14 protein-coding genes and 1 tRNA gene are annotated in these 23,320 nt (G+C 60.7%); 1 reads left to right on the top strand and 14 read right to left on the bottom strand.

Annotation, left to right across the window (positions count from 1 at the left end; genetic code table 11):
- Positions 1–4 precede the first annotated feature (4 nt).
- The 14 genes from BJF91_RS16015 to cpdR1 form a co-directional block, all read right to left on the bottom strand.
- Positions 5–1,633 (bottom strand): alpha-D-glucose phosphate-specific phosphoglucomutase, encoded by a 1,629-nt coding sequence (locus tag BJF91_RS16015; protein WP_075615428.1) that lies wholly within the window; start codon positions 1,631–1,633, stop codon positions 5–7.
- Between the two features lie 7 nt (positions 1,634–1,640).
- Positions 1,641–3,074, bottom strand: a complete 1,434-nt coding sequence (gene glgA, locus BJF91_RS16010) for a glycogen synthase GlgA (RefSeq protein WP_075615427.1) — start codon at positions 3,072–3,074, stop codon at positions 1,641–1,643.
- 4 nt (positions 3,075–3,078) lie between these two features.
- Positions 3,079–4,344, bottom strand: coding sequence for a glucose-1-phosphate adenylyltransferase (gene glgC, locus BJF91_RS16005; protein WP_075615426.1), 1,266 nt, complete (start codon positions 4,342–4,344; stop codon positions 3,079–3,081).
- 128 nt (positions 4,345–4,472) lie between these two features.
- The gene (glgB, locus tag BJF91_RS16000) at positions 4,473–6,734 is read right to left on the bottom strand and encodes a 1,4-alpha-glucan branching protein GlgB (RefSeq protein WP_075615425.1); all 2,262 of its coding nucleotides are present in this window, start codon (positions 6,732–6,734) and stop codon (positions 4,473–4,475) included.
- Positions 6,734–9,202, bottom strand: a complete 2,469-nt coding sequence (locus BJF91_RS15995; RefSeq protein ID WP_075615424.1) for a glycogen/starch/alpha-glucan phosphorylase — start codon at positions 9,200–9,202, stop codon at positions 6,734–6,736. The genes glgB and BJF91_RS15995 overlap by 1 nt, the downstream gene beginning before the upstream one ends.
- Positions 9,203–9,483: 281 nt before the next feature.
- Complete coding sequence (locus BJF91_RS15990; RefSeq protein ID WP_075615423.1) at positions 9,484–9,696, bottom strand: hypothetical protein; 213 nt, start codon at positions 9,694–9,696, stop codon at positions 9,484–9,486.
- Between the two features lie 87 nt (positions 9,697–9,783).
- Complete coding sequence (locus tag BJF91_RS15985) at positions 9,784–11,025, bottom strand: pilus assembly protein TadG-related protein (RefSeq protein ID WP_162843875.1); 1,242 nt, start codon at positions 11,023–11,025, stop codon at positions 9,784–9,786.
- Positions 11,026–11,214: 189 nt separating this feature from the next.
- The gene (locus tag BJF91_RS15980) at positions 11,215–12,096 is read right to left on the bottom strand and encodes a transglutaminase family protein (protein ID WP_083943358.1); all 882 of its coding nucleotides are present in this window, start codon (positions 12,094–12,096) and stop codon (positions 11,215–11,217) included.
- Between the two features lie 11 nt (positions 12,097–12,107).
- Positions 12,108–14,522 (bottom strand): circularly permuted type 2 ATP-grasp protein, encoded by a 2,415-nt coding sequence (locus BJF91_RS15975; RefSeq protein ID WP_075615421.1) that lies wholly within the window; start codon positions 14,520–14,522, stop codon positions 12,108–12,110.
- 96 nt (positions 14,523–14,618) lie between these two features.
- Entirely contained in the window at positions 14,619–17,963 is a 3,345-nt protein-coding gene (locus BJF91_RS15970; RefSeq protein WP_075615420.1) for a transglutaminase family protein, read from the bottom strand.
- 203 nt (positions 17,964–18,166) lie between these two features.
- Entirely contained in the window at positions 18,167–19,594 is a 1,428-nt protein-coding gene (locus BJF91_RS15965) for a mannose-1-phosphate guanylyltransferase/mannose-6-phosphate isomerase (protein ID WP_075615419.1), read from the bottom strand.
- Positions 19,595–19,778: 184 nt separating this feature from the next.
- Positions 19,779–20,876 carry a mechanosensitive ion channel family protein gene (locus tag BJF91_RS15960; RefSeq protein ID WP_075615418.1) on the bottom strand — a complete coding sequence of 366 codons (1,098 nt, stop codon included), beginning with the start codon at positions 20,874–20,876 and terminating at the stop codon, positions 19,779–19,781.
- A gap of 597 nt (positions 20,877–21,473) precedes the next feature.
- Positions 21,474–21,548, bottom strand: a tRNA-Val gene (locus tag BJF91_RS15950).
- Positions 21,549–21,693: 145 nt separating this feature from the next.
- The gene (cpdR1, locus tag BJF91_RS15945) at positions 21,694–22,059 is read right to left on the bottom strand and encodes a response regulator CpdR1 (protein ID WP_015917105.1); all 366 of its coding nucleotides are present in this window, start codon (positions 22,057–22,059) and stop codon (positions 21,694–21,696) included.
- Between the two features lie 286 nt (positions 22,060–22,345).
- On the opposite strand from cpdR1, the gene BJF91_RS15940 reads away from it, so the two are divergent.
- Complete coding sequence (locus tag BJF91_RS15940; RefSeq protein WP_075615416.1) at positions 22,346–23,242, top strand: N-formylglutamate amidohydrolase; 897 nt, start codon at positions 22,346–22,348, stop codon at positions 23,240–23,242.
- Positions 23,243–23,320: the final 78 nt, after the last annotated feature.

The raw sequence follows: 23,320 nt of genomic DNA, 5'->3' as shown, positions 1-23,320 counted from the left end.
CCGATCAGGTGATCACGGTCGGGGCGTCGCGGCCGGTGCGGGCCTTGATGCCGGCCAGTTCTTCCGCCGCAGCGATCAGGTCGGCAAGCGCCTCCTGGGTCTCGATGCCGTGGTTGGACGAATCGGGCTCGTAGCGCTCGATATAGACGCGTAACGTCGCGCCCGAGGTGCCGGTGCCCGACAGGCGGAACACGACGCGCGAGCCGCCTTCGAACATGATCCGGATGCCCTGCTTCTTGCTTTCCGAATGATCGACCGGATCGTGATAGGCAAAATCATCGGCCTTTTCGACCTTGAGTTCGCCGACCATGGTGCCGGGCAAGGTGGGCAGCTTGGCGCGCAGCGTATCCATCAACCCGTTTGCCGCATCCGAATCCACTTCCTCATAGTCGTGGCGGGAATAGAAATTGCGGCCATAGGAGGCCCAATGCTGGCGCACGATGTCCTGCACGCTTTCGCCACGGCTGGCCAGCACGTTCAGCCAGAGCAGTACGGCCCAGAGACCGTCCTTTTCGCGTACATGGCTGGATCCGGTGCCGGCACTTTCCTCGCCACAGATCGTCACCTTGCCAGCGTCGAGCAGGTTGCCGAAGAATTTCCAGCCGGTCGGCGTCTCGTACATGCCGATCTTCAGGCGTTCGGCCACGCGGTCGGCCGCTGCACTTGTTGGCATCGAGCGGGCAATGCCGGCGATACCGCCGGAATAGCCGGGAGCGAGATTGGCATTGGCGGCCAGGATCGCCAGGCTGTCGGAAGGCGTGACGAAAATGCCCTTGCCGATGATCAGGTTGCGGTCGCCGTCGCCGTCGGACGCGGCGCCGAAGTCGGGCGCATCCGCGCCCATCATCTCGTCATACAATTCCTTGGCATGAACGAGGTTCGGGTCGGGGTGATGGCCGCCGAAGTCAGGCAACGGAATGAAATTGCGCACGGTGCCTTCAGGGGCGCCCAGGCGGTTTTCAAGGATTTCCTTGGCATAGGGGCCGGTGACCGCGCTCATTGCGTCGAACACCATGCGGAAGCCGAGGCTGAACAGATTGCGAATGCCGGCGAAATCGAACAGTTGCTCCATCAGCGCGGCATAATCGGCGACGGGATCGATGACTTCGACGGTCATTTCGCCAAGATCGAAGGTGCCGATCCGGTCGAGGTTGATGTCAGCGGCATCGACGGTCTTGTAGGCGGTGATAGTCTTGGAATTGGTATAGATCGCGTCGGTGATCTTTTCCGGCGCAGGCCCACCGTTGCCGATATTGTACTTGATGCCGAAATCTTCGGTCGGGCCGCCGGGATTGTGGCTGGCAGACAATACGATGCCGCCGAAGGCCTTGTACTTGCGGATGATGTTGGAGGCCGCTGGCGTCGAAAGAATGCCGCCCTGGCCGACCAGCACCCGGCCGAAGCCGTTAGCGGCGGCCATCTTCATGGCCTTTTGAATGACTTCACGGTTATAGAACCGGCCGTCGCCACCGATCACCAGCGTCTTGCCTTTGAAATCTTCCAGCGAATCGAAAATCGACTGGATGAAGTTTTCGGCGTAATGCTCCTGCTGGAAGTGGGGCACCTTCTTGCGCAGACCCGATGTGCCGGGTTTCTGGTCAGAATAGGGTTTGGTTGGAACCGTAATAATCATGCGTGTTTCAGCCTTTTCCGAGGAGGCGGTTATAAACATCGACGTAGCTTTGGGCGCTAGCGCCCCAGGATACGTCTGCTTTCATGCCCTGCTTCTGGATCTGATACCATAGTTTCTTATCGTCGAAGAGGCGGATCGCCCGGCGCACGGCCTGACGCAATCCGGCCCCCGTCACCGGGGCGAACTGTATGCCAGTGGCAGCCTTTGCTGCAAGTGCTGCCGCATTGGCGTCGATGACCGTGTCATTCAAACCACCCGTGCGGCTCACCACCGGCACACAGCCGTAGCGCAGGCCGTAAAGCTGGGTCAAGCCGCAAGGTTCAAATCGGGACGGAATGAGGATGGCATCGGCACCGGCCTGCATGAGATGCGACAGCGGCTCGTTATAACCCATCACCATGCCGATCCGACCTGGGTGACGCTGCGCGGCGGCCTGAAGCGCCTGCTCCAGATCGGGATCGCCGGAGCCGAGAATGACGAGTTTGCCACCTGCGGCCACCAGATCGTCGCAAACCTCGGCCAGCACATCCATGCCCTTTTGCCAGGTGAGGCGCGAAATCACGCAGAAGATCGGCGCAGCATCGTCATCAAGCCCGAAGTGTTTGGAAAGCGCCTCGCGATTGGCTTGGCGCTTGCGCAGGGTCGCGGCGGAATAGGGGGCGGCGATCAATGCGTCCGCTGCCGGGTCCCAGACATGGGTGTCGATGCCGTTGACGATGCCGTAGAGATCCTGAGCACGGCTGGCGATCAGCCCTTCCATGCCCATGCCGAAATGCGGATCCAAGATTTCCTCGGCATAGGAGGGGCTGACGGTGCTGATCGCATGGGCAGCGACTACGCCGCCCTTGAGGTAAGCAAGCGTGCCGTAATATTCGAGTGCTTCCCATAGCGCATGCTCGGGCAGGCCGAGATCGGGCAGCAGGCCTGCGGAAAACTGGCCCTGGAAGGCGATGTTGTGGATGGTGATCAGGCTTGGGATTTCGGGCGCGTCGTCATAGCGCATGTAGACCGGCACCAGCGCCGCCTGCCAGTCGTGGACATGCACGAGGTCGGGTTTCCAGCCGGTCAGCGCGCCCTGCGCGATGCGGGCGCCGGCCAAAGACAGGGCCGCGAAACGCTTCCAGTTGTCGTCGAAGTCCCGGCCTTGACCATCGACATAGGGGCCGCCGGGGCGATCATAGAGCGATGGCGCATCGAGGATCAGCAGGTCGAGGCCCTGATGCTGTGCTGCCAGCACCCGGGCTGGCTCGCCGAGCAGATCAAGGTCGAGCAGCGCCTTGGTCTCGTCGAGCTTGGCCATGACTGCCGGATATCCCGGCAGCAGCGTTTTCGTCTTGACGCCGAGCGGCTCGAGCGCCAGCGGCAGGGCGCCCGCCACGTCGGCGAGCCCGCCGGTCTTGACCAGCGGATAGACTTCCGAGGCGACGGACAGGATGTTCATCCGGCTATTGCCCCAGCTTGTCCATCATCGCCTGGGTAATCAGGCAGATGCCGCTTTCGGTACGGCGGAACCGCTTGGCGTCGATTTCCGGGTCTTCGCCGACAATCAGGCCCTCTGGAATGGTAACGCCATGGTCGATCACCACATTGGTCAGCCGTGCATGGCGGCCGATCGTCACCTTGGGCAGCACGACGGCGCCTTCCAGCCTCGAATAGGAATTGGCCCTGACGCCTGTAAACAGCAGGCTGCGATAAAGCGCCGAGCCTGAAATGATGCAGTCGCCAGACACCAGCGAGGAAATCGCCGAACCCCGGCGGCCTTCGTCGTCATGGACGAATTTTGCCGGCGGATTGATTTCGGCATAGGTCCAAATCGGCCAGGACTTGTCGTAGATATCGAGTTCCGGGACGATGTCGGTGAGGTCGACATTGGCCTGCCAATAGGCGTCGATCGTGCCGACATCGCGCCAGTAGGGGGTCTTTTCGAAATCGGAGCGCACGCAGGAACTGGCAAAGCGATGCGCTACGGCTTTGCCGTGCTCGACGATATAGGGAATGATGTCCTTGCCGAAATCCCGGCTGGAATTCGGGTCAGCGGCGTCGCGGCGCAGGCAATCCATCAGGAATTTGGTGTGGAAGACATAGATGCCCATCGAGGCGAGCGCCATGGTCTCGTTGCCCGGAATGCCCGGCGGATCGGCGGGCTTTTCGACGAAGGCGATGATATTGTCCTTCTCGTCGACATGCATGACGCCGAAAGCGGTCGCTTCCAGACGCGGCACTTCCATGCAGCCGATGGTGACGTCGGCGCCACTGTCGACATGCTGCTGCAGCATCAACTCGTAGTCCATCTTGTAAATATGGTCACCGGCGAGGATGACCATATATTCCGGACCGTAGGGCTCGATGATGTCGATATTCTGGAAGACGGCGTCGGCGGTGCCTTCATACCACTGCGTTTCCGACACGCGCTGGCTGGCTGGCAGGATGTCGAAGCTTTCGTTACGCTCGGGGCGGAAGAAGTCCCAGCCGCGCTGCAAATGCCGGATCAGCGAATGCGCCTTGTACTGGGTGGCGACGCCAATGCGGCGGATGCCGGAATTCAGCGCATTCGACAGGGCGAAATCGATGATCCGCGCCTTGCCGCCGAAATAAACGGCGGGCTTGGCGCGCCGGTCGGTCAATTCCTTCAGGCGGCTGCCACGACCGCCCGCCAATACATAGGCCATGGCGTCACGCGCCAGCGGCTGAATTCTCTTCGTCGGCGTCATCAGATCTCCTCCCGCATATCAAAATCGCCAGTATCGTCACAAGGCTCGAAGATACTCCCGCATCCCGGCCTTTAAAGTCTTCGTTTGTCGGGAAAAGCGGGTTCGCTTTTACCGACAAACTTTCGAAATTACTGCTCCAGTTCCAGCATGATCACCGCCAGCGGCGGCAATGATAGGCTCGCCCGTGCCCATGCCGTCTCAGGCGCGCCGCTGTCGATAACCGCCTCGACCCGGCCGCCATTGCCCTTGCCGCTGCCGCCATAGATCTCGGCATCGGTGTTGAGAATTTCCCGCCAGCGGCCTGCCACCGGCAGCGGCAGATCGTAGCGTGGATGATAAACCGGCGTCAGGTTGGCAATCACAGCCACCAGTTTTTCGCCGGGTGCCTTGCGCAGCCAGGCAAAGACCGACTGCTCGGCATCTTCGCTGACCAGCCATTCGAAGCCTTCGCCCTCGCAGTCGCGCGCATGCAGCGCCGGCTTGGTGCGATAGGTATAGTTGAGGTCGCGCACCAGTCGACGCATGCCTTCATGCAGCGGATATTGCAGCAGATTCCAGTCCAGCGAGCGCTCCTCGCTCCATTCGCTCCACTGCGCAAATTCCTGGCCCATGAACAGCAGTTTCTTGCCGGGATAGCCCCACATGAAGCCATAGTAGGCACGAAGATTGGCGAATTTCTGCCAGTCGTCGCCGGGCATCTTGGCAATCATCGAGCCTTTGCCATGCACAACTTCGTCATGGGAAATCGGCAGCATGAAATTTTCGCTATAGGCGTAGATCAGCCCGAAGGTGATTTCATGATGATGGTGCTTGCGATGCACGGGATCGCGCGAGAAGTAACTCAGCGTGTCGTGCATGAAGCCCATGTTCCACTTGAAACCGAAGCCGAGCCCGCCCTCATGCACCGGCTGCGACACCTTCGGCCAGGACGTGCTTTCCTCGGCGATGGTCATCACCTGCGGATGGGCGCCGTAGATATGCTCGTTCATCTTCTGCAGGAAGCGCACCGCCTCGAGGTTTTCGCGGCCGCCATATTCGTTCGGCACCCACTCGCCTTCCTTGCGGGAATAATCGAGATAGAGCATCGAGGCGACCGCATCGACGCGCACGCCGTCCAGATGGAACTTCTCCGCCCAGTAGAGCGCGTTGTTGACCAGATAGGACACAACCTCGGTGCGGCCGTAATTGTAGATCGCCGTGTTCCAATCGGGATGGAAACCCTGGCGCGGATCTTCGTGTTCGTAAAGCGACGTGCCGTCGAAACGGCGCAAGCCGTGAGCGTCGGTCGGGAAATGCGCGGGCACCCAATCGAGAATGACGCTGAGCCCGACCTTGTGGCAGCCGTTGACGAAACGGGCAAAACCTTCCGGCTCGCCGAAGCGGGCGCTTGGCGCATAAAGCCCGGTCGTCTGGTAACCCCAGGACGGATCATAGGGGTGTTCTGTTATCGGCAGGAACTCGATATGGGTAAAGCCCATGTCGGTGCAGTAGGGGATCAGCCGTTCCGCCAACTCGTCCCAGCTCAGAAATGTGCCGTCGGCGCGCTTTTGCCAGGAGCCGGCATGAACCTCGTAGACGGAAATCGGCTGGCGGCGCTTGTCCACCGTCCCCCAATGGGCGAGATGGGCGGCATCTTCCCAGGTCTGCGCCAATTCGGCTGCGGTGACCGAGGCGGTCTGGGGGCGAAACTCGCTGCGGCGCGCGAAAGGATCGGCTTTGAGAGGCAAAATCTCGCCATGGGCGCCGATGATCTCGTATTTATAGGCTGAACCCGGCCAGACTTCGGGGGCGAAGATTTCCCAAATGCCGGTGTCACGGCGCAGGCGCATCACATGGCGGCGCCCGTCCCATTCGTTGAAATCGCCGACCACGGAAACCCGGCGGGCGTTTGGTGCCCAGACGGCGAAATGGAAGCCATCGACGCCCTGATGCTTGACCGGATGGGCGCCCATCTTGTCGAACAGTCTCAGATGCGAGCCTTCGCGCAGCAGGTAGTCGTCCATAGGCCCAAGGATAGGGCCGAACGTATAGGGGTCAGTCAGCGACCACTCCACATCCCCGCGACAGGCGCGGTAGCGCAACGGTTGCAGCGACTTGACGGTAACAGGACCGACAAAGAAACCGGCCTCGTTCAGACAGGCAAGTTCCCCGACAACAGTTCCGTCGAGCGTCATGGCAGTGACGCTATCGGCACCCGGCACGAAGGCGCGGGCGACGAAGGCCTCGGTTGCCGCCTTGCCCGTTTCTGTCGCATGCAGGCCGAGCACCGCGAAGGGGTCGGTATGCAGGCCGGAGACGATCGCCTCGATCTCTGCAGTGGACAGGCTTATCGCAACGGCGGCGCCTGCCTTGTCGGCTGGCGCGCGCGTCGGACCGATTGTCTTCTTCATCAGGCTCTCCAAATGTCGGCCGTATATTGTCTGATCGTCCGGTCGGAGGAGAACCAGCCCATGCGGGCTGTGTTGAGAATGGCCTTGGATTGCCAGGTGGGCTGGTCGGTCCAGACGGCGTCCACTTCGCGCTGGGCCTTGGCATAGGCGTCGAAATCGGCGGCCACCATGAACCAGTCGTGATTGTAGAGCCCGTCCACCAGGCCGGCAAACCGCTCGCGATCGTCAGGCGAGAAAACGCCGGACGCAATGGCGGCCAGCGCCTGCGACAGCTCGCGCGAGCGCTCGATGATGGCGCGAGGGTTATGGCCCTCGGCCCTGACCTTGCCGACCTCTTCTGCGGTCATTCCAAAGATAAAGATATTGTCTTCTCCGACGTGATCGCGCATTTCCACGTTGGCCCCGTCGAGGGTGCCGATGGTCAGCGCACCGTTTAACGCGAACTTCATGTTCCCGGTTCCGGATGCCTCCATGCCGGCGGTCGATATTTGTTCGGAGAGGTCGGCGGCGGGCACCATGACTTCGGCCAGCGACACGTTGTAATTGGGAATGAACACGACCTTTAGGAGGCCGCGCACGGAGGGATCGTTGTTGATCACCCGCGCCACGTCATTGGCCAGCTTGATGATCAGCTTGGCATTGTGATAGCTCGGCGCCGCCTTGCCGGCGAACAGCTTGACGCGCGGCACCCAGTCATATTCCGGATGCGAGCGGATCTGGTCATAGAGCGCGACCGTCTCGATGATGTTGAGCAATTGCCGCTTGTATTCGTGGATACGCTTGATCTGGATGTCGAACATGGCCGACGGATCGAGCCTGATGCCCATGCGGCTGGCCACCAGCGTCGCGAGCTGCTCCTTGTTGGCGCGCTTGACGGCGGCGAACTTCTCCTGGAAGGCGCTATCCTTGGCAAAGCTGTCGAGCGCGACAAGCTTTTCAGCATCATCGAGGAAGTCATCGCCGATTGCCTCACGCAGCAGTGCGGTCAGGCCGGGATTGCACTGCATCAGCCAGCGGCGGGGGGTAATGCCGTTGGTCTTGTTGTTGATCCTGTCAGGATAGAGCTTGTGCAGGGTGGCAAATACCGTGTCCTTCATCAGCTCGGTATGCAGGGCCGAAACGCCGTTGATCGAATGGGAGCCCATGAAGGCGAGATTGCCCATCCGCACCCGGCGATCGCCACTTTCGTCGATCAGCGACAGGCTGGAAATTTCCTGATCGTTGAAATTCTTCTGCTTGCGCGCTTCGACAAGGCATTTGGCGTTGATCGCGTAAACCAGCTGCATGTGGCGCGGCAAAAGCCGCTCGAACAGCGGTACCGGCCAGCTTTCCAGCGCCTCGGGCAACAGCGTGTGATTGGTATAGGAGAAGGTTTCCCGGGTTATGTCCCAGGCGGTGTCGAAATCCAGGCCGTGGATGTCGGTGAGCTGGCGCATCAGTTCGGCGACGGACACGGCGGGGTGGGTGTCGTTGAGCTGGATCGCCACCTTCTTCGGCAGATCGGTCAACGCATTGCCCTGCTGCAGGTGCCGGCGGACGATGTCCTGCAGGGATGCCGAACAGAAGAAATATTCCTGGCGCAGCCGCAATTCCTGGCCGGCGGCAGTGGCGTCGGCGGGGTAGAGAACCCGGGTCAGGCTTTCGGCCCGGTTGCTCTCGCGCAGCGCGCCGATGTGATCACCGGCATTGAAGGCATCGAGCAGAATCGGGTCGATCGGCTGTGCCGACCAGAGCCTGAGCGTATTGATGCGCTCGCCGCGCCAGCCGACGATCGGCGTGTCATAGGCAGTGGCGATCACCCGCTCGCTTGGCTTCCAGACATGGCGGATTTCTTCGCCACCGGCACCGTTCGAAGCCATCTCGACGCCGCCGCCGAAGCCGACTTCGTAGGAGCTTTCACGGCGTTCGAATTCCCATGGATTGCCGTGGGCAAGCCATGTCTCGGGCAGTTCCACCTGCCAGCCATCCGCCATCTGCTGGCGAAACAGGCCGTGGACATAACGGATGCCGTAGCCATAGGCGGGAATATTGACCGTCGCCATGCTCTCCATGAAGCAGGCGGCAAGACGTCCGAGGCCGCCATTGCCAAGCGCCGCATCCGGTTCCAATCCGGCGATGACGCCGAGGTCGACACCGAGCGATTCGAGTGCCGAACGGATTTCATCGACGAGACCGAGATTGGTCATGGCGTCGCGCATCAGTCGGCCGATCAGGAATTCCAGAGAGAGATAATAGACCCGTTTGGCGTTGGTCGCGTAGGTCTCCCTCGTGGATTCCATCCATTTGTCGATGATGCGGTCGCGTACGACCAGGATGGTCGCGGTCAGCCAGTCATGGGGTTTGGCGACTTTGGCGTCTTTGCCGATCCCGTAAGTCAGCCGTTCGATGATCTCGGCCGCGAGCGTTTCCGGATTGGAAATGCGCGGTGCGGGAAGAGGAAGGTCGGCCTTTTGAAGAGTTTCGTTCATGACTTCGCCACATGGGTGAGAAAAAGGGAGCAGGGGCGCGAGACCGATGGTCAGGTGCTTCGCCAAACCTCGGCATGTGCAATGTACGCATCCTTAGCGAACAGTTGCAACAGTCTAATTTTCTCACCGGGGGCGGCAGCAGACCTTTTTAGGGCGGCGTTAAGCGTCGGATTATTCTTGACATTATTTTATTGTTGATGCCGACGCACCACAGGCGTTCAGCGCTTGTCCAGCGACCCGCGCCCATGATCACGATTGGCGTATATATCGATGTCCTGCTTTCATTGCCCGTCGATGGACGGCAGCAGTGTCTCGACCTCGCGGCGTTCTTCCTCGCTCAACACGGCGATCTTTTCGTCCCAGAAGCGGGCAGCCTCGGCGGGCTCATCGTCCCATTTGCGGGTATCGGCAATATTGTCATCGATCTTGGCTTTGCGGGTGCCGCCGAGATCGAGATACTGCTGGGCCAGTTTTTTGGAAGGGGTGTCTTGCATGGGATCTATCCTTGGTTTGGTATCTGGATAGAAGTCCCCGCAGCCGGGGAAGTTCCCCGGCAGGGCCATTGCGGCTGGTCGTCGGCCTCAGTTGATCAGGCGGGTCGAGGTGGAGGTCGCCTTCTGGCCGATTTCGCCGAAGGCGGCCACCAGGGTCGCGGCATCGGTCGCGGCGTAGTAATGCGAGGCATCGCTGGCGCAGGCCTTCAGCAGCGATTGGCCGTTGGCTGGCGCCATGAAGGCAATCGTGTAGATCTGGATACCAGCGGCCTTGATCGTCGTGCATTGGCTGCGCACCGCGGCATCAATCGTCGCGCTCCAATTGGCGCTGTTGCCGGTCATTTCGCCATCGGTCATGAAGACGATATAACGGCCGAAGTCATTGGTGCTCGAGACCTTGTGGGCACTAAGCTCGGTGGAAGATTGCAGCGCCGCGGAGGCCGCCGACAGCGCGCCGCGGGCATCCGTGCCGCCTGTCGCGGTCAAGGCGTTGACATAGGTGACGACATTGGTCGTGCCAAAGCCCATCGCCTGCGGTTTATCGGCGGAGGCATTGTAGGAATCTGCGCCGGTGCGGACATACTGGCTTGTCGGATCGGCCTTGTTCAGTTGGGCCGCCAATTGCTGCACGGCAAGTTTCAGCGATTCGATCTTGGTATAATATTTCGTGCAGCTAGAGCTGGTCGTCTTGCCCGAGGACGTCTTCGTGCAGGTGCCGGTATAGCTCGTCGTCGTGGCATCCGCCATCGAGCCGGAGCGGTCAAGCACGAGATACATCGATACCGGATGTTGCGAGGCCGTGGTTGCCGCCTCTGCCGTGCCGACGGCTTTCAGCGTCACTGTCTGCCAGCCCAGCACCCGCGACAAGCTATTCATCGGCATTGTGTAACTGCCCGTCAGGGCAATGTCGTAAGTCGTCGCGGAACTGCTGACCTGAGTAGTCTTGACCTGGATTTCCGGCTCTGGCTGGTTGATCTGGTTGACATTACTGCTGTCATTGCTGGATGGAAAAGTATTGGCAAGCTGCGAAGCAAGGAAGCTTTTGGCAAGGGCGATGGCCTGATCCTGGCTCATGCCGTTGCTCATCGCCGAGGCTGCAGCAAGTGCTGCGGCATCTACGGCGCTTTGCAAAGAGCTGCGTGACTGCACCATCTGGGTGGCATCCATGGCGAAACCGCCAACGCCGATGGAAACCGGCAGAAGAATGGCCGTCATCATCGCGAAATTGCCGCCAGCGTCCCGTACCAGGCTTCCTGCCAGAGTTCGGGCAGACCGCAACTGAGTGAGGCCCGAGAGCAACCGGGAAGCGAGCGTCGAAATGACCATCATGTCCATCCGTGACGTGAACCGGCGGTGTCATGGCCTCCACGAAGAGGACGCGCCGCCAGAGCTATCTGAAAAGCGGCCGTACCCCCACGGTGCCGATCGCTGCTGATGGATTGATAAATTGGCAAGCCTTGCGACGGGTTTAATTCAATCACTCAAAATCGAACTATTCCTAAAACAGTGCGGTTTTCCTCAACCCGGAATCGGGATCAGGTCGACGGCCTGCACTGTCGAGTGGCTGCCGTAGCCTTTCAGCACGCCAATGACGGGTGCGACGTCGGAATAGTCACGGCCATAGGCGACCACGACATGATCGGTGCCGGCGGGGATATTGTTGGTCGGATCAAGCTCAATCCAGCCCATGGTCTTGCCGCACCAGACCCTGACCCAGGCGTGCATGGCATCGGCGCCGGCCAGTCGCTCTTTGCCCGGCGGCGGAATGGTGCGCAGGAAGCCGCTGACATAGCCGGCGGGAATGCCCAGGCTGCGCAGTGCCACGATCATGATATGGGAAAAGTCCTGGCAGACGCCTTTCTTCAGGGCAAAAGCTTGTTTGGGGGTCGTATCGACCGTCGTTGCCTTCGGATCGTATTTGAAATCCTTGTGGATGCGGGCGCAGAGCTGTTCGGCGATCTGGCGCACAGTCATCCCGGGCTTCAGTATGGTCCGGGCATAGGCGGCAATGTCAGGCGTCTCGGGCAGGCGCGGGCTTTGGCCGGTGAAGTGATGCGGTGAGGAAGCATCCACCGACCAGTATGCGGCCAGTTCGACCGATAGCCGCTCCGGAAGCGGCGAAAAGTCCGCCGTGATCGGCTGAGCATCGACCTGCACGCGGGCCTGCAGCCGGATATCGAGTTTGTCATGCGAAGAGCGATAGGCGAAGGTGACGGCCGGATGCTCGAAGAAATCGGTGAAGCTGGCGCGTTCTTGCGGCTGTGGCTCGATGGAGATCGAGCCTGCCACCAGCCGCTGACGCTCGGGCAAGGACAGCGGCATGACGCGCAGGATGTGACGCCCGCCAGCGGCTGCCACGTCATAATCATAGCCCATATGCAGGGTGAGGTCGTAGAGCATGGCGTGTCCGCTCATCCGAGATAGGTTTGGGCAAGGAGATCGGAAAGCATTTCCAGCTCCTTTTCCAGATGCTGGTAAATCTCCGGCCCCATGGTTTCCGGGGTCATGACCGCAACGCTAGAATGCAGGCGCACGGTTTCGCGCAGGAAGCGCGACATCTGGCCGTTGACCTTGGCATTGGGCAGTTCTTCCACCTCGTTGCGGATCTCGTTCAGCTGGAACAGGATCGAGCGCGGGTTGAGCGGATCGAGCGCCAAGAGGTCGGTCACCGTCAGGTGGGCGGTGTTGACATTGTAGCGCCGCCGATGGGTCATGACGTTGTCGCCGATCTCCAAGAGCATATCGAGTGCGCCATCGGGCGCGTCTTGGCCGGCCATATGGCCGAGCAGCCGCGTCATGTGCATGCCGCGCTCCAGATAGCGGCCGATGGCCAGGAACCGCCAGCCGGTGAAGCGATACATGTTTTCATGCACTAGACCGGCAAAGCCAGCGAGCTTGCGCAGCAGGATGGTCATGGCATGGGATGCGTCGTCGCCCACCTTCACCTTTTCGTGGAAGCGCCGGGCCGTCTTGGCAAGGTCGTTCAGCGCCAGCCAGCCATCTGGCGAGAAGCGGTCGCGGATATTGCTGGCCGAATAGACGGCGCTGTTGATATTGGCGAGCAGGCTTTCCGGCACGCCCTGGTCTGTGTTGATGTCAAGCGCTTCCAGATACTGGCTGACGAAGGCGAGCAGCGGCTGGTTCGGATCAGCCGTTTCGGCAAAGCGGGCATTCCAGGCGCGCAGAATTCTGAGCGCCCCTTCGGCCCGCTCGATATAGCGGCCGAGCCAGAACAGGTTGTCGGCGGCGCGGCTGGGCAGGCTGCCCGGCATGTTGCGGGTAAATTGTTCTTCGGCCGGCAAAAGCGTGATGCGCTCCACCGGCTTGTCGGAGACGATCCAGACATCGGCCGCCGAGCCGCCGGCCTGCATGGCCATGGCCGCCACATCGTTGCCGCTGCCGATCCGCCCGAAACCGCCCGGCATGATCTGCCAGCCATCGCGGGTGCGGGCGGCAAACACACGCAGGCTCATCGGGCGCGGCTGCAGCCGGCCGTCGACCATGGCTGGCGTGGTCGAAAGCGTCACCGCTTCCTGGCCGACAAGTTTGGCGCCATCGGTTTCAAGCCAGCCGGCAATCGACTGTTGCGCGGTTTCGCGCAAAGTCGCGCCGAGCACCGACTGCCTGTTGTCGTCGAAGAACGGCTGGCGCGAATAGGCCGGGCCGATCACCATGCGCTCGATATTCTGCGCGACGTGGTCGCGCTCCTGTTTCTGGCCGCACCACCAGGTGGCGATCGAGGGCAGCAGAATATCCTCGCCCAGAATATGCCGGCATAGCGTCGGCAGGAAGGCCATCAATGCCCGGGTCTCGACGATGCCGGAGCCGAGCGCATTGACGAAGGTAACGGCTTGCTGACGCAATGCCTGGACGATGCCCGGCGTGCCGATATGGCTGAGTTGGTTCAGTTCCAAGGGATCGGCAAAGGCGGCATCGAGGCGGCGCCAGAGCACGCCGATGGGCTTTAACCCGGCAACAGTGCGCACCATGACCTTGCCGTTGACCACGGCCAGATCCTCGCCCTCCAGCAGCATGATGCCGAGATAGCGGGCGATATAGGCGTGTTCGAAATAGGTTTCGTTGGCAGGACCGGGCGACAGAACCGCGATGCGGTCATCCGGACTCTGTTTGTGGCCTTGAAGCGCGTCGCGGAAGGCGCCGAAGAACGAGGCCAGCCGATGCACATGGGTTTCGGCATAGATGTCGGAAAAGGCGCGCGCCGTCGCCACCCGGTTTTCAAGCGCAAAGCCGGCCCCCGAAGGCGCCTGGGTGCGGTCCGCCAGCACCCACCAGGCACCGTCAGGCCCGCGGCCGATCTCGAAGGAGCAGAAATGCAGATAGTGACCGCCGGCCGGCTTGACGCCGACCAGGGGCCGCAGGAATTCGCTGTTGGCGGCGATCAGCGCCGGCGGAAGAAATCCTTCCTGTACAAGCCGGTTGTCGCTGTAGATATCGGCGACCACCCGCTCCAGCAGTTCGGCCCGCTGCACGAGGCCCCGGGCGAGAACCTGCCATTCGGCTTCGGCGATCAGGACGGGAATATGTGAGAAGGGCCAGGCCCGTTCGGTTGGCCCCGCCGAGCCATAGGCCCGGTAGAACACGCCGGCATCGCGCAGGTAACGGTCAGCCCGGGCAAAGCGCTCGTGCAACTGCTCCTCATCCATGCCGTTGATGGCGGAAACGAAATTCTGCCAGACCGGGCGGATTTTGCCGTTCCGGTCGAGCATTTCGTCGGCAGCACCCGGCAAGGCCCGATAACCGTCGGCAAGACCGGTCACGGGGGGTGTTTCGAGCGCTTTCCGCTCCATGGCCGGGGTCTTGGTCATTGCTTTTCCTGCCGAAGCCTAATTCTCTCGTCTTTCCGCTTTTGTTTACGCATCGGATATTTCCGAAAACCGGTTCCCACGTTTCGGTCCGATGCTCTAAATCCCCTGCGGTCGCCGTAGATCCAGTGTATGCGGAAATTCCGGCGAAACCGTTTCGGGCCAGAGCGGATAAGAGCCGGCTGTATGGCCAAAGGGTTCGAACCGCGCAAGCCGTCTGGCCTCCGCTTCATTGCCATTCACAGGGAAAGTATCGTAACTCCGACCACCGGGATGGGCGACATGGTAAACACAGCCCCCGATCGATCGTCCTGTCCATATATCATAGACGTCGAATGTTAGCGGTGTGTTTACAGGCAGAACGGGATGTAGGCCCGATGATGGCTGCCACGCCTTGTAGCGCACACCGGCGACGGCGACGCCATTGGTGCCGCTTTTGGCAAGCGGCAGACGCCGCCCGTTGCATGCAACGGTGTAACGGTCGGGATTGGCGGTTTCCAGCTTTATCTGTAGCCGCTCGACGGATGAGTCGACATAGCGCACGGTGCCGCCGGGCGCGCCTTCTTCGCCCATGACGTGCCATGGCTCCAGCGCCTGGCGCAGCTCCAGCTTCGAGCCCTCATATTCGACCTCGCCGACGAAGGGGAAGCGGAATTCCAGCTGGGCGGCGAACCATTCCGGCTTGAAATCGAAGCCGTGCTCGCGCAGGTCGGCCAGGATTTCGAGAAAGTCCTGCCAGAGATAATGCGGCAGCATGAAGCGGTCGTGCAAGGCAGTGCCCCAGCGCACGAAGCTGCCTCCAACAGGGTTTTTCCAGAACCGTGCGATCAGGGCGCGCACCAGCAATTGCTGGGCCAGCGACATGCGGGCATTCGGCGGCATTTCAAAGCCACGGAACTCCACGAGGCCCAGCCGGCCTGTCGGCCCATCGGGTGAAAACATCTTGTCGATGCAGATTTCCGCCCGGTGGGTATTGCCGGTGACGTCGATCAGCAGATTGCGGAACAGCCGGTCAACCAGCCAGGGCAGGGGCGGCGTGGTACCATCGCCGGGCATGGGAACCTGGGCCAGCGCGATCTCCAGCTCATAAAGGCTGTCATGGCGGGCCTCGTCCACCCGGGGCGCCTGGCTGGTCGGGCCGATGAACATGCCCGAGAACATGTAGGATAGGGCCGGATGACGCTGCCAATGCAGAACCAGGCTCTTCAGCAGGTCAGGACGTCGCAGGAACGGGCTATCGCCGGGATTGGCGCCGCCGACCACGACATGATTGCCGCCGCCGGTGCCGGTATGGCGGCCGTCGATCATGAACTTGTCGGCGCCAAGCCTTGTCTGCCGGGCTTCCTCATAGATGGCATTGGTGGTGGCCACGCAGTCCTGCCAGCTTTCAGCCGGATGGATATTGACCTCGATGACACCAGGATCGGGCGCGACGCGGATCACATTGATCCGCTCGTCCTGCGGCGGCGCATAGCCTTCGATATGCACGGGCAGGCCAAGCTGGCGCGCGGCCGTTTCTGCGGCGGCAACCAGTTCCAGATAGTCCTCGACCTCTTCCACCGGCGGCATGAACACGCAGAGACGGCCATCGCGTGGCTCGACGCTCATCGCGGTGCGCACAGCACCCCTGATGTCGCCGGCCGAACCTGATATATTCTGCTCGTTGCGATCCTGCTGGGCTTCGCTGGTCTTGCGCGAGGCCTCTGACAGGGTGCGGCCTTCGCGGGCATCCGGGCCGTAATCGGGCAGCGGCCGACGTGGCAGCGAAGGATCGGCCGTGTGGATATAAGGATATTGCGAGGGCGGCACATAGGGCAGCGTGCCGAGCGGCATGCGAAAGCCGATCGGGCTATCGCCGGGAATGAGGAAGATCTTGCCGCGCCGGGTGCGCCAGCGCTCGCTGATCCAGCGGCGGCCGGAGGCCTTGGCATTCCAGGCCTGCACCGGCAGGATATAGCCGGTCGGCTTGGTCAGGCCGCGCTCGAATACCTTGGCAATGCGGGCGCGCTCTTCCGGGCTCTCCAGCTTGGAATTGGAGGGATCGACATTTTCGGGCAGGCTGCCTTCCTTGATGATCCACTCAGCCGGGTCTTCAAAGGCCGGAATGATCATGTCGGGCTCGATCTCAAGCTCCGCGGCAATCGCCGTCATCAGCGCCTCGGCCTTGACATGGTCGACGCCGCTATCCTTGCTTTCGGCAGCGATCAGATCCGGGTCGTGCCAGATCGGCTTGCCGTCCTTGCGCCAGTAGAGCGAAAAGGTCCAGCGCGGCAGGCTTTCGCCCGGATACCACTTGCCCTGGCCATAATGTAGGAAGCCGCCGGGGGCGAATTTTTCGCGCAGGCGGCGGATCAGCTGGTCGGCCAGATCACGCTTGGTCGGGCCTACGGCGTCGGTATTCCATTCGGCCGACTGGAAATCGTCGATGGACACGAAAGTCGGCTCGCCGCCCATTGTGAGCCGCACGTCATGGGCTTTCAGATCGGCATCGACCTTTTCGCCAAGCGCATTCAGCGCATCCCAGCTTTCGTCGGAAAACGGCTTGGTGATGCGCGGATGCTCGGCGACCCTTTTCACCTGCATATCGAAGGCAAACTCGGTCTTGGCCTCGCCGAAATAGCCGCCTGAAATCGGCGCAGCATTCTTGTAATGCGGGGCGGCGGCTAGCGGAATATGGCTTTCGCCGGTCATCAGGCCGGAGGTCGGGTCAAGCCCGATCCAGCCGGCGCCGGGGATATAGGCCTCGCACCAGGCATGCAAATCGGTGAAATCCACTTCCGTGCCGGATGGACCGTCCAACGCCTTCAGATCAGGCTTCAGCTGGATGAGATAGCCGGAGACGAAGCGTGCCGCAAAGCCGAGGCGCCGGAGAAGATTGACCAGCAGCCAGCTCGTGTCGCGGCAGGAACCCATGGCAAGCGTCAGCGTGTCATCAGGTGTTTGCACGCCCGGCTCCATGCGGATGACATAGCCGATATCCTGCTGGAGCTTGGCATTGATGCCGACGATCATGTCGACGGTGCCCTGGCCGGGCGTCTGGTCGATGGTCCTCAGGTAGTCTTCAAGAACAGGGCAATCCGGCTCCGGCTTCCGGTAGATCGCGAGATCCTCGACGATGTCGGCGCTGTAATTGAAGGGCCACAGCACCGCTTCTTCTTCTGTAAAGAAGTCGAAGGGATTGTAGACGCTCATGTCGGCGACAAGATCGACCTCGATCTTGAACTCGGTTACCGGATCGGGAAACACGTAGCGGGCAAGGTAATTGCCGTAGGGATCCTGCTGCAGATTGACGAAATGATTTTCCGGCGTGACCTTGAGGGAATGGCTCAGAACCTTGGTTCTGGAATGGGCCGCCGGCTTCAGGCGGATGATCTGCGGCCCCAGGCGGATCGGCTTATCGTAGACATAATGGGTGAGATGATAGATGCTTGCCTTGATCGCCATGAAACCCCTCGTCCGTGATCCGGACCTTATTCCGTCATTGTTATGCCCGATCTTGTGCAATGCACAGAAATAAAGCAAGTCGGCTTCTGGGATTTCGATGGGTGGGTGTAAGGCTGTTTGCCGACGAGGTGACAGCAACGCGGGGCGTCATCCTCGGGCTTGTCCCGAGGATCTGCCTTGGGCGGCGGCTATTGGGCTGACTGTCAGGTCCGGCCGAATTCATCCACCAGGCGCACGATGTCGTCTTCGCCGAGATAGGAGCCGGTCTGGATTTCGATCATCTCCAGCATGATCTTGCCGGGATTGCCGAGCCGGTGCACCGAGCCCTGCGGAATATAGATCGACTGGTTTTCGTAAAGCGTCGTCACCTTGTCGTCGATGGTGACTTCGGCGGTGCCGCGCACGCAGATCCAGTGTTCCGAGCGGTGGAAATGCCGCTGCAGCGACAGTTTCTTGCCGGCGTGGACGAAGAGCCGCTTCACCTGGAAACGGTCGCCGTTGAGGATGGAAGTATAGCCGCCCCAGGGCCTGAGCGAGGTCGGATGGGTCTCGGTGAGATTGGCGGTCTTCTTGTCGCTGGCCAGTAGCTTGACGAGATTGCCGACTTCCTGGGCGTCGTCCAGCCGACCGACGAAGACCGCGTCCTCGCTGGCGATGACGGCAACGCCGTCCATGCCCTGCACGGCGAGATGGCTGTTGCGCGACATGACCAGCGAATTGCGGGTCTTGTGCACGGTGGCATTGCCCTTGACGACATTGCCGTCGGCATCGGTTTCGCCGATCTTCCAGACCGCATCCCAGCTGCCGAGATCCGACCATTTGATCGCCGAGGGCACGATGGCGGCATTGGTGGTCTTTTCCATCAAGGCATAGTCGATGGAAATCGACGGTGCTGCGGTGAAGGCCGGTGTGTCGAGCCTGATGAAGTCGATATCGTTGGTGGCCTTGGCGACGGCCTCGCTGGCGGCCGTCATCACCTCGGGCGCATAGCGCTCCAGTTCGCCGATGATGGTGGCGGCGCGAAACAGGAACATGCCTGAATTCCAGTAGTAATTGCCGGCCGAAAGCAGGGCCTCGGCCTTGTTCGCATCCGGCTTTTCCACGAAACGGCTGACGCTATGGGCGCCGTGGCCGAGATCGGCGCCAAGCTCGATATAGCCATAGCCGGTGGCCGGTTCGGTGGGGGTGATGCCGAAGGTTACCAGCTTGCCGTTTCTGGCAGCCATGGCGGCGGCCTCGATGGAGGCGAGATAGGTGGCGTCAACAGTAATGGCGTGGTCGGAGGGCAGCAGCAGCAGGGCGGCATCCGGGCCGAAGCGGTCGGCGACGATGCGGGCAGCAACGGCAACGGCGGCAGCGGTGTTGCGGGCCACCGGCTCCAGCACGATGCCCGAAAGCGCAATGCCCTGTTCACGCGCCTGCTCGGCGACCAGGAACCGAAACTCCTCATTGGTCACCACAAGCGGCGCTTCATATTGCGCGGTATCGCCAACCCGCACCAGCGTCGACTGAAAAAGCGTTTCCTCGCCCACCACCTTCAGAAACTGCTTGGCAGCTGTGGCGCGTGACAGGGGCCAGAGCCGGGTGCCCTTGCCGCCGGCCATGATCACGGGGACGATTTTATCGGTCATTCCTGGTCCTTTCGGCAAACGCGCGGCCACGCGCTTCATCGCCCGGTCGGGTCTGCGCTTGCAGCATCCCGAAGTCAGGCGGTCAGGTTCTGACATTTTTCAAACGATCATCCAAGCCTCTGCCTCGCCCAAGGCCTGCATTTCCGCAGGAAGTGCCCAAAAATTACCGTTAAGATTACCGGCGTTAAGCCTCGACCGCTTCCCGCGCGCCGATCTTCTCCGCCTGGCGGATGCGCAGCCGGGGCAGGGCGTCCGGATAGGACTGCTGGATATATTCCATTAGCTTTTCGCGCACATGGCAGCGCAGATCGAAGGTCTTGCCGGCGCTGGTGGCGGAGACGAGGATGCGGATTTCCATCACCTGGTCCTTGAGATCTGTCACCGCGAGGTTGAAGACCTTGCCATCCCAGAGTGGCGCTGCCTTGACGATCTCCTCAGTTTTCTCGCGCAGCGTGGCGACCGGCACGGAATAATCCAGATAGACCATGACCGTGCCGATCAGGGCAGCCCCTTCGCGGGTCCAGTTCTGGAAGGGCTTTTCGATGAAATAGTTGAGCGGCAGCACCAGCCGGCGCCAGTCCCATAGCTTGACCACGACATAGGTCGAGGTGATCTCCTCGACATGGCCGAACTCGCCCTCGACGATCAGGGCGTCATCGATGCGGATCGGCTGGGTGATGGCAAGTTGCAGGCCGGCGAACAGGTTTTTCAGCATCGGCTGCAGCGCCAGACCAAGCACGATACCGGCGACGCCAGCCGAGGCAAGCAGGCTGACGCCGTATTGGCGCACCGCCGGAAAGGACATCAGCACGGCCGAGATAGTCAGTGCAATAATGCCAGTCGCCGCCACGCGCTCCATGATGCGCGACTGGGTGACATGCTTGCGGGCCAAAAGGTTGTCTTCGGCATCGAGCTTGAAGCGCCTGAGATAGACCGTCACCCAGATATGCAAAGCAGTGCGCGCCATCCAGCCGAGAAGGATGACGAAGCAGAGCAGCAAGGCGTGGCGCATCAGCCCAGTGGCCCTGTCGCTCAAGGGCGCGATCGTGGTGCCGATCGACAATGTCCAGGTCAGGATCGCCAGCCGCAGAGGACGGTAGGTCCGCTGCACCAGCGATCGCCAGAACAGATCGCGATTTTCGGTGAGCCGCGTCAGGACGCGAAAGACGACGCGCTGGATCAACACGCCAATGACGAAGGCAAGCGCGAGGACAACGAGCGAAACCGCCCAATCCGGCGTCCAGGCAAACGCCTGTTGCAACTGTTCGATCAGGATTTGCATCCCCGCCCATTTAGGGTGCAGTGCACGCATGGAAAGAGTGGGGTGCGGAAAAACTTCAAGGAACTTGCCGTTGCGGTATGCATATCCGCTCTTGCAAAGCTGAGGCGTTCGCCAGCGGAAACCAGCTACCCGCTGAGCATTGCAAAGCAAATAACAAGACGCATTGCAAAATTGAGTTCGATAATCTCGGCCCGGTTGCAGATTGAATTGTCGTAAAATCGGTGACACGCTGCAAGCTTAGTAGGAACCGTCAGGGGACAGTATGCGGAACGTGATCTCTTTGGTTCTGGGCGTAGTTCTCTTCATTGGAGGCTTGTGGGGCTTTTGGTACATGCTCACGCACGGCGGGCGGATAAAACTCATATTCTGGATGATGCCGATTGGCAGTATTTCGCTTGGTCTCGCAGTTTTATGGGACGACATCTCGTCCATCATCAAGCGAATGCGTGATGGGGGGTAGAATATTTACAAATATATTTTTAGCGACAGCCGTCGGAATTTTATTGTTCGAAAATTGGGTACTGATGGGCACCATCAACTGAATAGCGAAAAAGGCTCCCGGTTTCCCGGAAGCCTTTGCTATTTAGCGAATTTGGATGGTGGGCGTGACAGGGATTGAACCTGTGACCCCTACGATGTCAACGTAGTGCTCTCCCGCTGAGCTACACGCCCATCCGATGAGCGGGGGTAAACCATGAAACCGGCGGTTCCGTCAACACTTATTGCGCGGTTCGATTCAATAATCCGCTAAATGTCTGGTCCCGCGTCGTTTTCTGCGGTTTCCCGCTCCGGCTTTTTGACAGCCGGATAACCGCGATCAGGCGGCGGTCAGCAGCTTGTTGACCTCATCGACGAGGTCGCGCAGGTGGAAGGGCTTGGACAGGACCTTGGCATCCTTCGGCGCCTTGGAATCGGCGTTCAGCGCAACGGCGGCAAAGCCGGTGATGAACATGACCTTCAGGTCCGGGTCGAGTTCGGTGGCACGGCGCGCCAGCTCGATGCCGTCCATCTCAGGCATGACGATATCGGTCAGGAGCAGCGAGAAGGGTTCCTCGCGCAGCCGATCATAGGCGCTGGCGCCGTTGTCATAGGAGGATACCTTGTATCCAGCCTTTTCCAGCGCCTTCACCAGGAAGCGGCGCATGTCGTTATCGTCTTCGGCAAGAAGAATTTTCTGAGTCATTGCGGAACCGTTTTACTCAACTAGGATCGTGGCGGTAAGCTTTCCCAGATATTCCAGCCGGTGTAAACTGCCGGGCGGGCGGAAAGCCGAGTGAATTTCGCCGCTATGGCGACCTCTCCGCGCCGATTGGCGGCGCAGACGGATCGCTATAGCACGACGCGAGTACTGCATGATTTGTCTATTCAATCCTGATAGGATTAAGGAATAATGCAGTATGGACTTCATGACGGCCAACTGGCAACATATGTTTCATTATGAGTTACTGATTTGGTAAAGAAGGGGTCAGATGCAGCCGGTACCCGCCGAATTCGAGCTGTTTGACGTGCGGGAACCCGAACAGCATAGCATTCCCTTCGTTTATAATTCTCCTCATAGCGGCCGAGATTATCCACAGGAGTTTCTAGCCCGCTCGCGCCTGGATGGTCTGTCCATCCGCCGTTCCGAAGATCATTTCGTCGATGAACTGTTTGCGGCAGCCCCCGATCACGGTGCGCCGCTTCTCTACGCGAAATTTCCGCGTGCCTATGTCGACGTCAACAGGGAGCCCTACGAGCTCGACCCCAAGATGTTTACCGGGCCGCTGCCGCCTTATGTCAACGCCCATTCCGTGCGGGTGGCTGGCGGGCTTGGCACCATCGCGCGGATCGTTGCGGAAAACATGGAAATCTATCGCGAGCGGCTGACGGCGGAGGAGGGGATCGCCCGGATCGAGACGATCTATAAGCCTTACCACGCCTGCCTGCGGCGGCTGGTGGCGCGCACGCATGCCCGTTTTGGCGCTGCCGTGCTGATCGACTGTCATTCAATGCCGGGCAATATCCGCCTCAGCGGCAGTGCCGTGCGGCCGGACTTCATCATCGGCGACCGCTACGGCACCAGCGCCTCTGCCGACATTACCCAGGCGGCGCTCGAGATTCTCGAGGATTTCGGTTTCACGGCGGTGCGCAACAAGCCCTATGCCGGCGGCTTCATCACCGAGCATTACGGCCGGCCCGCCCGCGGACTGCATGCGCTGCAGATCGAGATCAACCGGGCGCTGTATGTCGACGAAGCCACGCTGCAGAAGCGGGCGAATTTTTCCGCCATGGCCGCCATTCTCTCGCGCTTCGTCGCCCGAATGGCCGATATGTCTCCCAGCCTCGTCGTTACGGGCTTTGAGGGCGACGCGCTCGCGGCCGAATAGCCATTTCTCATCTTATTGGTTGATCGCGCCCGCTTGCCTGTTTGGCAAAAAGCCAAAAAAAACCGCGCTCGAGGCGCG

Origin of the sequence: Gillisella taibaishanensis (assembly GCF_001938985.1) — a bacterium.
Taxonomy (GTDB): domain Bacteria; phylum Pseudomonadota; class Alphaproteobacteria; order Rhizobiales; family Rhizobiaceae; genus Allorhizobium; species Allorhizobium taibaishanense.
Note: the sequence above shows the minus strand (reverse complement) of the source record. Positions and strands in the feature narration are given on the sequence as shown.

Bases quoted from the DNA above. Each gene is read 5' to 3' on its own strand.
- BJF91_RS15960 (WP_075615418.1), bottom strand. From the start codon at position 20,876: ATGCAAATCCTGATCGAACAGTTGCAACAGGCGTTTGCCTGGACGCCG.
- BJF91_RS15970 (WP_075615420.1), bottom strand. From the start codon at position 17,963: ATGGCGATCAAGGCAAGCATCTATCATCTCACCCATTATGTCTACGAT.
- BJF91_RS15940 (WP_075615416.1), top strand. From the start codon at position 22,346: ATGCAGCCGGTACCCGCCGAATTCGAGCTGTTTGACGTGCGGGAACCC.
- BJF91_RS16015 (WP_075615428.1), bottom strand. From the start codon at position 1,633: ATGATTATTACGGTTCCAACCAAACCCTATTCTGACCAGAAACCCGGC.
- BJF91_RS15990 (WP_075615423.1), bottom strand. From the start codon at position 9,696: ATGCAAGACACCCCTTCCAAAAAACTGGCCCAGCAGTATCTCGATCTC.
- BJF91_RS15995 (WP_075615424.1), bottom strand. From the start codon at position 9,202: ATGAACGAAACTCTTCAAAAGGCCGACCTTCCTCTTCCCGCACCGCGC.
- BJF91_RS15985 (WP_162843875.1), bottom strand. From the start codon at position 11,025: ATGATGGTCATTTCGACGCTCGCTTCCCGGTTGCTCTCGGGCCTCACT.
- glgB (WP_075615425.1), bottom strand. From the start codon at position 6,734: ATGAAGAAGACAATCGGTCCGACGCGCGCGCCAGCCGACAAGGCAGGC.
- cpdR1 (WP_015917105.1), bottom strand. From the start codon at position 22,059: ATGACTCAGAAAATTCTTCTTGCCGAAGACGATAACGACATGCGCCGC.
- glgC (WP_075615426.1), bottom strand. From the start codon at position 4,344: ATGACGCCGACGAAGAGAATTCAGCCGCTGGCGCGTGACGCCATGGCC.
- BJF91_RS15975 (WP_075615421.1), bottom strand. From the start codon at position 14,522: ATGACCAAGACCCCGGCCATGGAGCGGAAAGCGCTCGAAACACCCCCC.
- BJF91_RS15965 (WP_075615419.1), bottom strand. From the start codon at position 19,594: ATGACCGATAAAATCGTCCCCGTGATCATGGCCGGCGGCAAGGGCACC.
- BJF91_RS15980 (WP_083943358.1), bottom strand. From the start codon at position 12,096: ATGCTCTACGACCTCACCCTGCATATGGGCTATGATTATGACGTGGCA.
- glgA (WP_075615427.1), bottom strand. From the start codon at position 3,074: ATGAACATCCTGTCCGTCGCCTCGGAAGTCTATCCGCTGGTCAAGACC.